Source organism: Ruegeria sp. G2, assembly GCF_056533505.1.
Genome location: NZ_JBQFON010000009.1, coordinates 121,946 through 135,644 on the forward strand (window position 1 = coordinate 121,946; position 13,699 = coordinate 135,644).

Genomic DNA, 13,699 nt, shown 5'->3' on the forward strand with positions numbered 1-13,699 from the left:
CAGCCCCCAACCTCCACCCTTGCCTCAGGCACGAGTCAGCAGTATGGGCACGGGCATGAGCAACCAGACCCCACAGCGCCCCCGCAGGAACTTTTATGGCCGCTTCAAAGGCAAGACCTTGAAGCCCAGTCAAAAGACTTATCTGTCAGAAGATCTGGCCGCCCTGTCCCCAGGAGCGGTAGATTGGGACACCAACCCAGAACGCACCGCTTTGGACCTAGAGGGCCTGTTCGGTGGCAAGCCGGTCTGGCTCGAAATCGGATTTGGCGGTGGCGAGCATTTGGTGCATCAGGCGCAAAACAATCCCGGTATCGGCATTGTCGGGGCAGAGCCTTACATCAATGGTGTCGCAATGTTGTTGGGCAAAATTCGTAAGGCTGGTGCCGAAAACCTTGCCGTGCACCCTGGCGACGCGCGGGATCTGTTTGATGTGCTGCCCGAGGCCAGCATCTCGCGCGCCTTTCTGCTCTACCCTGATCCGTGGCCGAAAACACGTCATCATCGGCGCAGGTTCGTGACCCCTGAACATCTGGAGCCTCTGGCGCGTGCATTGAAACCGGGGTCGATATTTCGCGTTGCCACCGATATCCCCGACTATGTGCGCCAGACTCTTGAAGAAGTACCGCGTGCCGGTTTCGAGTGGCTCGCCGAGCGCCCCGCCGACTGGCGCGAGCCTTGGGATGACTGGATTTCCACCCGCTACGAACAAAAAGCCCTACGCGAGGGGCGTACCCCGCATTATCTGACCTTCCGACGCAAAGACTGATTGCCGCTGGACCAACCGGCCCCAATTCGCTAATCGGCCTGAGGACCGATAGCGAAAACAGGAGCCCCCATGTCCGGACACGGCACGCCCATCCCGATGACGTCGCATCCATGCGGCCCGCTGACCGGCACGGCAGAGGTGCCTGGCGACAAATCAATCTCGCACCGGTCCCTGATCCTGGGGGCGATGGCTGTTGGCGAAACCAGGATTTCGGGCCTGCTTGAGGGCGAGGATGTGCTAGACACGGCCAAGGCCATGCGGGCCTTCGGGGCCGAAGTTACGGATCACGGGGGCGGCGAATGGTCGGTGCACGGCGTTGGCGTAGGCGGCTTTGCGGAACCCGATCAGGTGATCGATTGCGGGAACTCGGGCACCGGTGTGCGCCTGATTATGGGAGCGATGGCAACCTCTCCGATAACGGCGACCTTTACCGGGGATGCCAGCCTGAACAAACGTCCGATGGCCCGGGTCACCGATCCTCTGGCGCTGTTTGGTACGCAATCTGTCGGTCGTAATGGTGGACGCCTGCCGATGACCATCGTCGGCGCTGCGGACCCCATCCCCGTTCGTTACGAGGTGCCTGTGCCATCGGCTCAGGTGAAATCCGCTGTTCTGCTGGCAGGGCTGAATGCCCCCGGCAAGACCGTGGTAATCGAGAAAGAGGCAACCCGTGATCATTCCGAACGGATGCTGTCCGGGTTCGGCGCAGAAATCACCGTCGAGGATACCGACGAGGGTCGAGTGATTACTCTGACCGGGCGTCCAGAATTGAAGCCGCAGGTCATTGCGGTGCCGCGTGACCCATCTAGCGCAGCCTTCCCGGTATGTGCCGCACTGATTACCCCCGGATCGGATGTTTTGGTGCCGGGCATCGGATTAAACCCCACGCGTGCAGGTTTGTTTACAACGCTACGCGAGATGGGTGCGGATCTGACCTATGAGAACGAGCGCGAAGAGGGTGGTGAGCCCGTTGCAGATCTGCGGGCAAAATACTCGCCGAATATGAAGGGAATTTCCGTCCCACCAGAACGCGCTGCCTCGATGATTGACGAATACCCTATGCTGTCCGTTGTTGCCGCCAATGCAACCGGCACAATGATGATGGGCGGCGTCAAAGAGTTACGCGTCAAGGAAAGTGACCGGATCGATGCAATGGCGCGTGGCCTGCGCGCGAATGGCGTGACGGTAGACGAGGGTGACGATTGGTGGTCAGTCGAGGGCCTAGGCATTGGTGGTGTTCCCGGCGGCGGCATTTGTGAGAGTTTCCTCGATCACCGCATTGCCATGTCCTTCATGGTGATGGGTATGGGCGCGAAAAAGGCGGTTTCGGTAGATGATGGTGGTCCGATTGCAACTTCGTTCCCGATCTTTGAACCGTTGATGACGGGTTTGGGTGCCAAGCTGCTTCGCGACAACCGGCCCGTCTGATGCTCGAGCAGCGGTATACGGTTGCGATCGACGGCCCTGCTGCGGCAGGTAAGGGCACGATCTCGAAGGCGGTAGCCGCGCATTTTGGGTTTGCCCATCTGGATACTGGATTGCTTTACCGAGCGGTTGGACGACGCATGCTGCAAGGTGAAGAGCCTGTTACGGCGGCGCAATCTCTAACCGCAGAAGAGTTGGGTCAGGGTGACCTTCGTACGGCCGAGATCGCAAAGGCGGCCTCAAAAGTGGCTGTTATACCCGAGGTTCGCAGCGCACTGGTTGATTTCCAACGTGCCTTTGCGCGACGTGTCGGAGGCGCAGTTCTTGACGGGCGTGATATTGGAACCGTTATTTGTCGGAACGCCGAGGTCAAACTGTTCGTCACGGCCAGTGCCGAAGTGCGCGCGGAACGGCGATATCTGGAGCTTGCAGCCAAAGGCGATGATGTCTCGCGCGAACAGGTGCTGGCAGACGTCAAAGAACGCGATGCTCGTGACGCTGAACGCAGCACTGCACCGATGAAGCCCGCAGTTGATGCTGTGCTGCTGGATACCTCGGACCTGAGTGTCGATGCTGCACTGGCCCGTGCGATCGAAGTCATCGAAATGACCCTGCCTAAAGCATAATCGCCTTCAGGCAGGGCCAATTCCTTACAGCTCGCCTACAGCGATGCTTTTGATGTTGGCCCACTGATCATCGGCGGTTTTTGCTGTACCGGTGACGTCTTTCAGGAAAGATGCACGGGTGTCTGCGTTCAGGAACAAGAACAGCTTTCCGTCGGCAACCAGATATTGATCCGGGTCGCCGTCAAATTTCTTTCCGACCGAAACACCGAATGAGCAATATCCGCCGTGTTGGGGCAAGTATGCTGCTGGGTTGGCCTCAAACGCTTCAAGGTTTGCAGCACTGGTGAAATAGTAGGACGCGCCGTCATAGGTCGCTGTATGGGTTGCAAAACCCTCGACTGGATTGCCGTCATTCACCAGGGCCACCAGATCGACACCATGTACCGCCAATGGAGCGCCAGCAGCAGAGATACCTTTTGAGACGTTTATTTCATCTGCAGCAAATGCAGGGGCAGTAAGGGCAAGTGTCATCGCAAGGGCCGTAAGGGTAAGAGTTTTCATTTGTTTATTCCTTTCCATTTGGTTCCTGGCCGCAGCGGTCGTCGGCCGATGGACTGAAAATAGGAGAGGCTTTTCGGACGCGTAATCGCCGATAGAACGCAAAGTATTGCAGATCGTCCTAACCGATGCATGATGTGTGATAAGTGTTCACAGAGCTTTGTTTGGTTCGTCAGAACTGAACATCTTATGGTCGTTTCTATATCTACGGGAGGGGCCACATGATCCGAATAGTTCTGTTTCTGGTGTTAACGGCCACCGGCATTGCTGCTCAGGAAGCTGAAACCCCGTCCCCGATCAAAGAACCCCCGATGACCTACGAACGTTTGGGTAAAATCCTGTTTGCACTGGATCCCGAGGCGCAACCCCACGGGCCTGGTTTTGAGCTGATGATCTCAGAGACGCGTGTATTTGTTGTGACAGATACCAATGCGGATCGTATGCGCGTGATGGTTCCGATCCGATCTGCAGACGGTCTGAGTCAGGCCGACATGCAACGGATGATGCAGGCGAATTTCGATACGGCATTGGATGCGCGATATGCGATCGCGAACGGTAGGGTTTGGGCGGTATTCTTGCACCCGCTTTTGTCGTTGGAAAGGGATCAATTGATATCGGGCATCGCGCAAACGGTGAACATCGCACTAACATATGGCACCCTCTATTCCAGTGGGGGGGCACAGTTTGGCGGTGGCGACAGCGGTGAGTTGCAGCAAGAGCTGTTCAAGGAACTGTTAAAAAAGGGCGAGGAAATCTAATTTCCGACTGTACGGCCCAAAGAACGTCTTGCTAAAAGGTTTATGTTATATGATATCGTAACACAGGCTTGAAGATGGAGTTTCTGTGTGTCTGCGCGTTACGATGTAAAACGAGGTGTGATCCCTGCCAACGCCGGTAGGGCGATCAAAGGCAATTCAGGCCGTAATTTGCGGACTCAGCTCAAACGTCGTAGGCGGCGGGGCTCGCCGATGCAGGCCTATGACGCATTACCGCAAGGCCTTAGGCAGTGGCTGGCGTCTGCCTGTTTGCCATGGAGTCCGGCCTCGGCTCTCAAAATCTGGGACCAAGCTGGGGGTTCGGCAAATCCCATGGCCGCTATTCTGCGGCTTGACGCCATTGAGCGATCCATGTTGCAGCAAGATGCGTTGATCTGGGGCACGCCGGGCAAGCAATCAAGCGCTGATCCCGCCGCATAAGCCAGCGTTTGTTGGCTTTGCACTTGCGCAAGCATTGGAATCCGCCTATACGCGCGCTGTCGATACAAGGGCGGTCAACGTCCGGATGACGTTTCTGAGCAGGGCCGGGTAACCTCGGCCCTTTGTGTTTGTTTGCTCAGGGCCGCACCGGATCACGCCTAAAGACATCATGAAACAAGACCGGCGGAGACAACCGCTCGGCCAGCAAAAACGTACTGTAAAGGAAAACAACGCCACATGGCTAACGCATCCATGGAGGAATTCGAAGCCCTCCTGAATGAAAGCTTCGAAATGGACACGCCCGAAGAGGGTTCTGTTGTCAAAGGCAAGGTTCTGGCGATCGAAGCCGGTCAAGCCATCATCGACGTAGGCTACAAAATGGAAGGCCGCGTTGATCTGAAAGAATTCGCAAATCCCGGCGAAGCCCCCGAAATCGCTGTAGGCGACGAGGTAGAAGTTTACCTGCGCGCCGCAGAAAACGCCCGTGGCGAAGCCGTCATCTCGCGCGAGATGGCCCGCCGTGAAGAGGCATGGGACCGTCTGGAAAAAGCATATGCCGACGACCAGCGCGTCGAAGGTGCAATCTTTGGTCGCGTCAAAGGTGGCTTCACCGTCGATCTGGGTGGCGCAGTTGCGTTCCTGCCCGGCTCGCAGGTTGACGTTCGCCCCGTGCGCGACGCTGGCCCGCTGATGGGTCTGAAGCAGCCGTTCCAGATTCTGAAAATGGACCGCCGCCGTGGCAACATCGTTGTGTCGCGCCGCGCAATCCTGGAAGAATCGCGTGCCGAACAGCGTGCCGAAGTTATCGGCAACCTGTCCGAAGGTCAGACCGTCGAGGGTGTCGTCAAGAACATCACCGAATACGGTGCATTTGTTGACCTGGGCGGCGTTGACGGCCTGCTGCACGTCACCGACATGGCATGGCGTCGTGTGAACCACCCGTCCGAGATCCTGACGATCGGCGAAACCATCAAGGTTCAGGTCATCAAGATCAACAAAGAGACCCACCGCATCAGCCTGGGCATGAAGCAGCTGCAGGAAGATCCGTGGGATCTGGTTGCTGCCAAGTACCCGCTGGGCTCGGTCCATCAGGGTCGCGTCACCAACATCACCGACTACGGCGCGTTCGTCGAACTGGAAGCTGGTGTCGAAGGTCTGGTGCACGTGTCCGAGATGTCCTGGACCAAGAAAAACGTCCACCCCGGCAAGATCGTTTCGACCAGCCAGGAAGTTGACGTCATGGTTCTGGAAATCGATGGCGCCAAGCGTCGCGTGTCTCTGGGCCTGAAGCAGACTCAGCGCAACCCATGGGAAGTGTTTGCAGAAACTCACCCCGAGGGCACCGAGGTCGAAGGCGAAGTCAAGAACATCACCGAATTCGGTCTGTTCATTGGCCTCGAAGGCGACATCGACGGCATGGTTCACCTGTCGGACCTGTCCTGGGACGAGCGTGGCGAGGATGCGATCCAGAACTACCGCAAAGGCGACATGGTTTCGGCCGTTGTCTCGGAAGTTGACGTCGAAAAAGAGCGTATCTCGCTGTCGATCAAAGCCCTGGGCGGTGACAAGTTCGCCGAAGCCGTGGGCGGCGTGAAGCGTGGCTCGATCGTAACCGTCGAAGTGACCGCAATCGAGGATGGCGGCATCGAGGTCGAGTACGAAGGCATGAAATCCTTCATCCGTCGTTCAGACCTGAGCCGTGACCGCGCCGAACAGCGCCCCGAGCGTTTCTCGGTCGGTGACAAGGTCGACGTCCGCGTCACCAACGTCGACAGCAAGACCCGCCGTCTGGGCCTGTCGATCAAGGCACGCGAAATCGCCGAAGAGAAAGAGGCCGTGGAACAGTACGGTTCTTCCGACTCTGGCGCATCGCTGGGCGATATCCTGGGTGCAGCGCTGAAGTCCGGCGACTGATTCAGGGCGAAAGCCTAACCAAGAATTTCGGCCCCGTGCGCATGCGCGGGGCCGTTTTTGTTGCGAATCAATATGTTCCAATTATCCGGGTTTTTTCCCGTCATGTTCGCTCAATAGGTGTAGAAAACGAGCTTGTGCGCTAATATTCGCGTTAGAATGTGGCAAAATAAGTCCAATCGATGCAGAGTATGCGTTCCCCCAAACCGGGTTTTTTCCTATACTGTCAAATCAGTAGACCAGACATACCGGACGCCTGGGAGGGTATTACGCATGATCCGTTCAGAACTGATTCAAAAAATCGCCGACGAAAACCCGCATCTTTATCAGCGCGACGTCGAACGGATTGTAAATACGGTTTTTGAAGAAGTGACCGATGCAATGTCGCGCGGTGATCGCGTTGAGCTGCGTGGATTTGGCGCTTTCTCCGTGAAAAAACGCGATGCACGTGTCGGACGGAATCCCCGTACTGGAGAAACCGTACAAGTTGAAGAAAAATGTGTTCCGTTTTTCAAGACCGGCAAGTTGCTAAGGGATCGGTTGAACGGTAAAGCATAAGTCATGATGCGCTACATTCGTTATGCTTTTCTGGCTGCCTTAGGTATCATATTGGTTTCAATCTCTCTGGCCAATCGTGAGCTGGTTGAATTGAAGCTGATGCCGGATGCACTGGCAGAGTTGCTTGGGTTCAACTTTTCAACCTCGCTCCCTTTGTTTTTGGTTGTCCTTGGTGGCGTTGTGGCCGGTCTGGTCATCGGCTTCCTTTGGGAGTGGCTGCGTGAGCACAAGCACCGTAAAGACGCCACTGTGAAGAAAAGCGAAGTGCGCAAGCTTGAGCGCGAGGTCAAGAAGCTCAAGAAAAAGCAGAACGATGGGCAGGATGATGTGCTCGCTCTGCTGGATGAGGCAAGCTGAGGCCGACCATGTCCGGTGAAATCAGTGTCAAAATATGCGGTCTGACAGCGCCTGATCATGTGCGTGCGGCAGTTGAAGCAGGTGCACGGTATCTTGGCTTCAATTTCTTTCCTAAATCGCCGCGTTACGTATCCGCTGTGCAAGCGGCAGAGTTGATGCAATCTGTGCCTGTTGGGGTCGCTAAGGTGGCTTTGGTTGTGAATGAGTCGAACGAGGTTTTGGATCAGATTACCGAAACCGCACCGTTCGATATGTTGCAGTTGCACGGTGGCGAAAGCATCGAACGGGTCTCGGAAATCAAATCACGCTATGGGTTGCCAGTGATGAAGGTCATTGGAGTGGCCGATGCCGAAGACTTGGATGCGATTGATGCCTTTAGCGACGTCGCTGACCAGATTTTGATCGATGCCAAACCACCAAAAAATGCTGTTCTACCGGGCGGTAACGGCTTGGCATTCGATTGGCGTCTTATGGCCGGGCGGAAGTATTGGCGCAAGCCGTGGATGCTGGCGGGTGGTTTAACTCCCGACAACGTGGCGGAGGCCATTCGTACCACGGGAGCCCGGCAAGTGGACGTAGCTTCGGGCGTTGAAAGTGCTCCGGGTATCAAGGATGAGGCCTTGATCAGCGCATTTATCGACGCCACACGGTGATCTGAACAATTGTCTGCTGCGTATCTCCGGAAAAGGGGAGACGACAATGCTTGCGGCAATTGGCGGTGTTTCGTTAAGACGATGGTACTACGGGCCGGAGCTATTCTGGCGGGCGCGTCAGGCGTTGCTTCAGGCGCGCGGCGATCCTTTGTGTTTGCAAGCGGATGTCTTCGCGCATCAAGGGCTTTATTTCTCGCTCAGTGTTTGGGAAGACGTGGAGGCCATGTTGACATTTGCCCAATCCGGCCCACATCGCCGTGTGGTAGAGGCGGCGTCGCGACTGGCCACAGTCAATGAGTTCCATCATTTTCCTTGTATTGCAGTCCCTAACAGGGATCAGGCTTTAAGGGTTTGGGCGCAGCGGGTTCAGGACCAACGATGATGCGTTTTGCCATGGCAAATCCTGCCGCTACCACCTATGAAAGTCGCGTACGACGAGTGGAGACACCCATGGCCAACGATCTTTTTAATTCCTTCATGTCCGGCCCAGATGAGCAGGGCCGTTTCGGCATCTTCGGTGGACGGTTCGTCAGCGAAACGCTGATGCCGCTGATCCTGTCGCTGGAAGAGGAATATAACAAAGCCAAGGATGACCCTACTTTCTGGGCCGAGATGGATGATCTGTGGGCCAACTATGTGGGCCGCCCCTCGCCGCTATATTACGCGGAACGCCTGACCGAGCATCTGGGCGGGGCCAAAATCTATCTGAAGCGCGATGAACTGAACCACACTGGTGCGCATAAGATTAATAACGTGCTGGGCCAGATCATTCTCGCGCGTCGCATGGGTAAGACCCGGATCATCGCGGAAACCGGGGCAGGGCAGCACGGCGTAGCCACCGCTACCGTCTGCGCCAAGTTCGGCCTGAAATGCATCGTCTATATGGGCGCGCATGACGTACAGCGTCAGGCCCCGAATGTATTCCGTATGCGCCTGCTCGGAGCTGAGGTGATTCCGGTGACAAGCGGTCGGGGTACGCTGAAAGACGCGATGAACGACGCGCTGCGCGACTGGGTGACCAATGTACGCGACACGTTCTATTGCATCGGCACAGTGGCTGGTCCGCACCCGTACCCGGCGATGGTACGCGATTTCCAGTCGATCATCGGTAAGGAAGCCAAAGAGCAGATGCACAACGCCGAAGGTCGTCTACCCGACACGATCATCGCCGCCATCGGCGGTGGTTCGAACGCGATGGGCCTGTTCTATCCGTTCCTTGATGACAAAGAGGTCAACATCATCGGCGTCGAAGCAGGCGGCAAGGGCGTGAATGAAAAGATGGAGCATTGCGCCTCGCTCACTGGTGGTCGTCCGGGCGTGCTGCATGGCAACCGCACCTATCTGCTACAGGATGATGACGGGCAAATACTCGAAGGCTATTCCATCTCGGCGGGTCTGGATTATCCGGGGATCGGGCCTGAGCATTCCTGGCTGAACGATATCGGCCGTGCCAGCTATGTCTCAATCACCGACAAAGAGGCACTGGAGGCGTTTCAGCTGTGCTGTGCGACCGAGGGCATCATCCCGGCGCTTGAGCCCAGTCATGCGCTGGCGCATGTGATGAAGATCGCACCAGATTTGCCCAAAGATCACCTGATCTGCATGAACATGTGCGGACGCGGCGACAAGGATGTGCAGACGGTTGCGAAATACCTGAACTTCGACATGTCCGACACCGAAGGCCGTACAGCAGACTGATCACCCAAAACAGGCTTTGCGCCTTTGAGGAACTGTGCCAGTTTGCTAATCATGAGCAGCGCATCCTCAAAGGCTAAACTTGATCGGCTTGACCAAAAATACGATCAAGCAGCTCCCGGCTGGGCGGATAAGATGCGGCTGTTAGGTTATTTTGATGCCTACCTAGGATTTCTGTCGTCAGATCCGCTTGCAGACTTGGGGCGTAATGCGCTGGATATCGGGTGTGGGACGGGTGCTTTCGCCGAAGCACGCACTGTCATCCGGCCCGAAGGTAACATCGCGCTGCTCGAGCCTTCTGCCCGGATGCTGCACTTGGCGCATTCAGCTTTGCAGCGCCGCGGATTCGATGCGACGCTCATTCAATCCCGATTGGACAATTTTCAACCGGAGGCCCGATTTGACTGCCTACTGGCCGCGCATGTTCTGGAACATTGCGCCGACCCTACTGAGGCTCTGCGCCAAATGCGCGATCTTGCCGAACCAGGGGCGACGCTCTGGCTGGTCGTGAGCAAACCGCATTGGTGCAATGCGATCATCTGGTTTCAGTGGCGGCACCGGACCTACAGGCCAGAGACGGTGGTGGAAATGTTGTCCCTCTCAGGATGGGATCTGCAAGCTGAACACAGCTTTCCGACCGGGCCTCCATCGCGCACGTCACGTGGATATCGGGCTATCGCGATCTAGGTCTCGTCTTCGGAACGCTGCGCCCGCAGGATATGCAGGGGAACGATATCCAACGCTCTCTGATGGGTGGCTTCAAGATGGACCAGGGGTGCACAGCCCTCGTCATAGGCTTGCAAGAAGCGCGACGCACATAGGCACCAGCTATCGCCGGGTTTGAGACCTGGGAAATCGAATTCAGGTCGAGGCGTGCTCAAGTCATTCCCGACATATTTCGAGTACGCTAAAAACTCAGCGGTCATTACTGCGCACACCGTGTGGCTGCCCTGGTCTTCCGGGCAGGTGTTGCACACGCCGTCGCGAAAGAACCCGGTCAGAGGATCGCGAGAGCAAGGGGCGAGTACGCCTCCCAGAACATTGATGCTGTCTAGCTTTTGCATGGCTGCATCTTACAGGCTTTGAGCAATTTTGCGGAACATTTCGACATTCAGCTCGTTGACGCCGGGATCGCGGAACTTTCGGTCAGCGCCAGTTGTCACGATCAAGACCCCGCGTGGCTGGTCGAAATAGATATACTGGCCATAGATGCCGCGCGCCATGAACTCACCTTCGTGCGCTCCAGTCGGAATCCACCATTGATACCCATATCCGATCTTTCCGGGTTCAGTCGGTGCGCTTGGCCAAGTCGAGGCACTGATCCAATCGGCCGGCACCACCTGTTGTCCATCGCGTGCACCGTTTTGTAGGATCAGCTGTCCAAAGCGCGCGAAATCCCTTGTTGTGAAATTGAGTCCCCCAAGTACAAAAGCCACGCCAGCACCATCGGTGATGTAGTATCCATCCCGCTCGAGCCCCAAGTGTTCAATGATCTTCTGGGTCAAAAGATCCGCAACGTTCTGTCCGGTTGCACCTCGGATAACCATTCCGATTATATGAGTGTCTATGGACACATATTGCCAAGTTTCGCCCGGCGCGACGAAGCTGTCCCGCAGTGAGGCCGCAAAATCATCCAGCTCACCACCCAAGGCAACCACACGTCCCATTCGGTTGATGTCAGAGTCGTAATCCAGATAATCTTCGTCGAAGGTCACACCGCTGGCCATATTCAAGACATTGCGGATCGTCGCAGTGTCATAGGCGCTGCCCTTGAGCTCTGGGGCGTATTGTGCAACCGGGTCATCCAGCGATGAAATAGCACCCTCTGCCATCAGAATACCAAACAGGGCCGACAAATAGCTTTTTGCAACTGACCACGAAATTCTCCGGTCATCGGGTCCGGTGCCCAGATAATATTCCTCAAACCGGATCGCTCCGTCTTGCATCACAAGCAAAGAAGTTACCGCGCGATCTTCGATCCACTGGTCAGTTCCATCGGGCAGATCGAAACCGGGGCCATAAGGCAGTTCCCAGGTCGGGCCGTCACCGCGTGGCAAATCGGTGGTCAGAAACGCCTCGTCCATGTGCGAAAAATTATGCACGATCTTTTCTTCTGAAAACAAAGAGTTCACGGCCATCAGGCGTTGAATCTCTTCGCGTTTCCAAAAGCCGACCACCAACGCCGCTAACGCCAGAGCCAACACAAGACGTAGCAGCCACTTAAAAGCAGATCTCATCCGAAGTCTCCCATTACACCTAACAGTGGACCCCGGTCAGTTCCATTACGCAATTGCTACGTTGCGGAAGCATTACCTGAATTTGTCCAGCAGCTTCTGCATGGCCGAACGCACATCTGGCACAGATACGGCCTCGACGCTCTTTTGGGGGGGGCTTTCAGGTTTGCCAGACTGCTTCGACGATCTTGGCGGAGCGGTTCGCAAAGCTACAGCATTCATGAACTTGCCGCTTTCGTCATCGGCAAGATAATGCGCACCATCCGAAACCCCGCGCAGGACGCTATCCAGCCAGTCTGCATCGGCTTTGGCAAAATCACTCAGAACATAGGGTGAGACCATTTCCTTACGGCCCGGATGCCCAATGCCTAGCCGCACGCGATCATAGGCCGGGCTGATATGTTCGTGGATCGACCGCAACCCGTTGTGTCCCGCATGTCCACCGCCAGCTTTCACACGTACCTTGCCTGGGGCCAAATCAAGCTCATCATGGAAGACGGTCACGTCGGTCGAATCGAGTTTGTAGAACCGCATTGCCTCGCCCACGGACTGGCCCGAACGGTTCATAAATGTCTGAGGTTTGACCAGCAGCACTTTCTGCCCGCCCAGGCGACCTTCGGTGATCTCAGCCTGAAACTTAGATTTCCACGGGCCAAAGCCATGGTCTTCGGCGATCCGCTCCAATGCCATAAACCCGATATTGTGCCGGTTACGGGCGTATTTCTGCCCGGGATTTCCTAAGCCGACAAACAGTTTCATCGCATCGTCCTTAACAGCGTAATCTCAGCGGTTGATGCCACATCTTACCGTCTCGTTTCCAGCCCAACATCTGCATAAAAAACGGGGCTACAAACGAGCCCCGTTACACTATTCGGATATGATCCGAACCTATTCTTCAGCTTCGTCCTGGCCGATGACTTCAACTTCATCAGCTGCAACTTCGCCCTCTTCACCCTCTTCATCGTCGCTTGTCGACAGACCGGTGGGTGCCGAAACGTTGGCGATCACGAAGTCACGATCGATGGTTGGTTTGGTGCCAGCAGGCAGATCAACCGAGGAAATGGTGACAACGTCGTTGATCTCCATGCCTGTCAGATCAACGGTGATCTTCTCAGGAATGTCACCCGCGGTGCACAACAGTTCAACTTCCGGACGCACAACGGTCAGAACGCCGCCTTTCTTGATGCCGGGGGCTGCTTCTTCGTTGACGAATTCGACAGGAATAAACAGTGCGATCTTTGTGGTCCGACGCAGGCGCATCAGGTCCAGGTGGGTCGGCAAGTCTTTGACAACGTCACGCTGAACGTCACGGCAGATGACGCGAACGTCTTCGTGGCCTTCAACCTTCAGGTTCCACAGGGTCGACTTGAACCGGCCCGCTTTCAGGCGCTTGAACAGGACGTTGAACGGGATTTGGATCGGCAGCGGGTCTTTGTCGCCACCAAACACAATGCCCGGAACCATGCCGTCGCGGCGTGCTTGACGAGCGGCGCCCTTGCCTGTCCCCGTCCGTTCCAGAGCTACGAGATCAGGAATCTCTCCAGCCATGATAATTCTCCAATGTTAGGGCGGGCATCCTCCAAGGCTGTATGCCCGCGTGAAGCCGCGTCCTTAGCTTGATTCAATTGGTTTGGAAAGGGCTTTTTGTGGCCTGAGGAATTTTGCGAGGCTCTGCCTCGCGCTCAGGGATATTTAGGGCCAGATGAAGATGGGATCCACTTCTTCATTGGGCTGCAAATATCTCGGGGGAGGCGCCCAAAGGCGGCGGGGGCAGCGCCCC

17 protein-coding genes are annotated in these 13,699 nt (G+C 56.2%); 12 read left to right on the forward strand and 5 right to left on the reverse strand.

What is annotated here, in order from left to right:
* The first annotated feature begins 55 nt into the window (after window positions 1–55).
* From trmB to ACR0DU_RS16510, 3 genes are all read left to right on the forward strand, one after another.
* Entirely contained in the window at window positions 56–766 is a 711-nt protein-coding gene (gene trmB / locus ACR0DU_RS16500; RefSeq protein ID WP_480876028.1) for a tRNA (guanosine(46)-N7)-methyltransferase TrmB, read from the forward strand.
* Window positions 767–835: 69 nt separating this feature from the next.
* Complete coding sequence (gene aroA / locus ACR0DU_RS16505; RefSeq protein ID WP_319545218.1) at window positions 836–2,194, forward strand: 3-phosphoshikimate 1-carboxyvinyltransferase; 1,359 nt, start codon at window positions 836–838, stop codon at window positions 2,192–2,194.
* Window positions 2,194–2,817, forward strand: coding sequence for a (d)CMP kinase (locus tag ACR0DU_RS16510; RefSeq protein WP_480876030.1), 624 nt, complete (start codon window positions 2,194–2,196; stop codon window positions 2,815–2,817). Before aroA ends, ACR0DU_RS16510 begins: the two co-directional genes overlap by 1 nt.
* 24 nt (window positions 2,818–2,841) lie before the next feature.
* On the opposite strand, the gene ACR0DU_RS16515 is transcribed toward ACR0DU_RS16510, so the two are convergent.
* A complete protein-coding gene (locus ACR0DU_RS16515; protein WP_170781528.1) occupies window positions 2,842–3,318 on the reverse strand; it encodes a YHS domain-containing (seleno)protein in 477 nt (158 codons plus the stop codon).
* 218 nt (window positions 3,319–3,536) lie between these two features.
* On the opposite strand from ACR0DU_RS16515, the gene ACR0DU_RS16520 reads away from it, so the two are divergent.
* The 9 genes from ACR0DU_RS16520 (at window position 3,537) to ACR0DU_RS16560 (ending at window position 10,372) form a co-directional block, all read left to right on the forward strand.
* A complete protein-coding gene (locus tag ACR0DU_RS16520; RefSeq protein WP_480876032.1) occupies window positions 3,537–4,073 on the forward strand; it encodes a hypothetical protein in 537 nt (178 codons plus the stop codon).
* 87 nt (window positions 4,074–4,160) lie between these two features.
* Window positions 4,161–4,511 (forward strand): DUF6525 family protein, encoded by a 351-nt coding sequence (locus tag ACR0DU_RS16525; protein WP_319545214.1) that lies wholly within the window; start codon window positions 4,161–4,163, stop codon window positions 4,509–4,511.
* A 237-nt stretch (window positions 4,512–4,748) separates the two neighbouring features.
* On the forward strand, window positions 4,749–6,425 hold the full coding sequence (rpsA, locus tag ACR0DU_RS16530) for a 30S ribosomal protein S1 (RefSeq protein ID WP_010438032.1): 1,677 nt from the start codon (window positions 4,749–4,751) through the stop codon (window positions 6,423–6,425).
* 270 nt (window positions 6,426–6,695) lie between these two features.
* A complete protein-coding gene (gene ihfB, locus ACR0DU_RS16535) occupies window positions 6,696–6,980 on the forward strand; it encodes an integration host factor subunit beta (protein WP_008758048.1) in 285 nt (94 codons plus the stop codon).
* 6 nt (window positions 6,981–6,986) lie between these two features.
* On the forward strand, window positions 6,987–7,337 hold the full coding sequence (locus ACR0DU_RS16540; RefSeq protein WP_170545869.1) for a LapA family protein: 351 nt from the start codon (window positions 6,987–6,989) through the stop codon (window positions 7,335–7,337).
* A gap of 8 nt (window positions 7,338–7,345) precedes the next feature.
* Complete coding sequence (locus ACR0DU_RS16545) at window positions 7,346–7,990, forward strand: phosphoribosylanthranilate isomerase (RefSeq protein WP_170545612.1); 645 nt, start codon at window positions 7,346–7,348, stop codon at window positions 7,988–7,990.
* 46 nt (window positions 7,991–8,036) lie between these two features.
* Complete coding sequence (locus ACR0DU_RS16550; protein WP_480876035.1) at window positions 8,037–8,372, forward strand: hypothetical protein; 336 nt, start codon at window positions 8,037–8,039, stop codon at window positions 8,370–8,372.
* 68 nt (window positions 8,373–8,440) lie between these two features.
* The gene (gene trpB, locus ACR0DU_RS16555) at window positions 8,441–9,688 is read left to right on the forward strand and encodes a tryptophan synthase subunit beta (protein ID WP_170781522.1); all 1,248 of its coding nucleotides are present in this window, start codon (window positions 8,441–8,443) and stop codon (window positions 9,686–9,688) included.
* 51 nt (window positions 9,689–9,739) lie between these two features.
* Window positions 9,740–10,372: a class I SAM-dependent methyltransferase gene (locus ACR0DU_RS16560; protein ID WP_480876037.1), complete on the forward strand. Its 633-nt coding sequence runs from the start codon at window positions 9,740–9,742 to the stop codon at window positions 10,370–10,372.
* On the opposite strand, the gene ACR0DU_RS16565 is transcribed toward ACR0DU_RS16560, so the two are convergent.
* From ACR0DU_RS16565 to ACR0DU_RS16580, 4 genes are all read right to left on the reverse strand, one after another.
* The gene (locus ACR0DU_RS16565) at window positions 10,369–10,749 is read right to left on the reverse strand and encodes a DUF2237 family protein (protein WP_319545210.1); all 381 of its coding nucleotides are present in this window, start codon (window positions 10,747–10,749) and stop codon (window positions 10,369–10,371) included. The genes ACR0DU_RS16560 and ACR0DU_RS16565 overlap by 4 nt on opposite strands.
* A 9-nt stretch (window positions 10,750–10,758) precedes the next feature.
* Complete coding sequence (locus ACR0DU_RS16570; protein ID WP_480876039.1) at window positions 10,759–11,922, reverse strand: serine hydrolase domain-containing protein; 1,164 nt, start codon at window positions 11,920–11,922, stop codon at window positions 10,759–10,761.
* Window positions 11,923–11,994: 72 nt separating this feature from the next.
* Window positions 11,995–12,678 (reverse strand): aminoacyl-tRNA hydrolase, encoded by a 684-nt coding sequence (gene pth / locus ACR0DU_RS16575; protein ID WP_480876041.1) that lies wholly within the window; start codon window positions 12,676–12,678, stop codon window positions 11,995–11,997.
* Window positions 12,679–12,807: 129 nt separating this feature from the next.
* Complete coding sequence (locus ACR0DU_RS16580; RefSeq protein WP_010438055.1) at window positions 12,808–13,467, reverse strand: 50S ribosomal protein L25/general stress protein Ctc; 660 nt, start codon at window positions 13,465–13,467, stop codon at window positions 12,808–12,810.
* Window positions 13,468–13,699: the final 232 nt, after the last annotated feature.

Coding starts and splice junctions, on each gene's coding strand:
- ACR0DU_RS16510 (WP_480876030.1), top strand. CDS start 2,194: ATGCTCGAGCAGCGGTATACGGTTGCGATCGACGGCCCTGCTGCGGCA.
- ACR0DU_RS16545 (WP_170545612.1), top strand. CDS start 7,346: ATGTCCGGTGAAATCAGTGTCAAAATATGCGGTCTGACAGCGCCTGAT.
- trmB (WP_480876028.1), top strand. CDS start 56: ATGAGCAACCAGACCCCACAGCGCCCCCGCAGGAACTTTTATGGCCGC.
- ACR0DU_RS16560 (WP_480876037.1), top strand. CDS start 9,740: ATGAGCAGCGCATCCTCAAAGGCTAAACTTGATCGGCTTGACCAAAAA.
- ACR0DU_RS16565 (WP_319545210.1), bottom strand. CDS start 10,749: ATGCAAAAGCTAGACAGCATCAATGTTCTGGGAGGCGTACTCGCCCCT.
- ACR0DU_RS16550 (WP_480876035.1), top strand. CDS start 8,037: ATGCTTGCGGCAATTGGCGGTGTTTCGTTAAGACGATGGTACTACGGG.
- ACR0DU_RS16570 (WP_480876039.1), bottom strand. CDS start 11,922: ATGAGATCTGCTTTTAAGTGGCTGCTACGTCTTGTGTTGGCTCTGGCG.
- aroA (WP_319545218.1), top strand. CDS start 836: ATGTCCGGACACGGCACGCCCATCCCGATGACGTCGCATCCATGCGGC.
- ihfB (WP_008758048.1), top strand. CDS start 6,696: ATGATCCGTTCAGAACTGATTCAAAAAATCGCCGACGAAAACCCGCAT.
- ACR0DU_RS16520 (WP_480876032.1), top strand. CDS start 3,537: ATGATCCGAATAGTTCTGTTTCTGGTGTTAACGGCCACCGGCATTGCT.
- ACR0DU_RS16540 (WP_170545869.1), top strand. CDS start 6,987: ATGCGCTACATTCGTTATGCTTTTCTGGCTGCCTTAGGTATCATATTG.
- rpsA (WP_010438032.1), top strand. CDS start 4,749: ATGGCTAACGCATCCATGGAGGAATTCGAAGCCCTCCTGAATGAAAGC.
- ACR0DU_RS16515 (WP_170781528.1), bottom strand. CDS start 3,318: ATGAAAACTCTTACCCTTACGGCCCTTGCGATGACACTTGCCCTTACT.
- trpB (WP_170781522.1), top strand. CDS start 8,441: ATGGCCAACGATCTTTTTAATTCCTTCATGTCCGGCCCAGATGAGCAG.
- ACR0DU_RS16580 (WP_010438055.1), bottom strand. CDS start 13,467: ATGGCTGGAGAGATTCCTGATCTCGTAGCTCTGGAACGGACGGGGACA.
- pth (WP_480876041.1), bottom strand. CDS start 12,678: ATGAAACTGTTTGTCGGCTTAGGAAATCCCGGGCAGAAATACGCCCGT.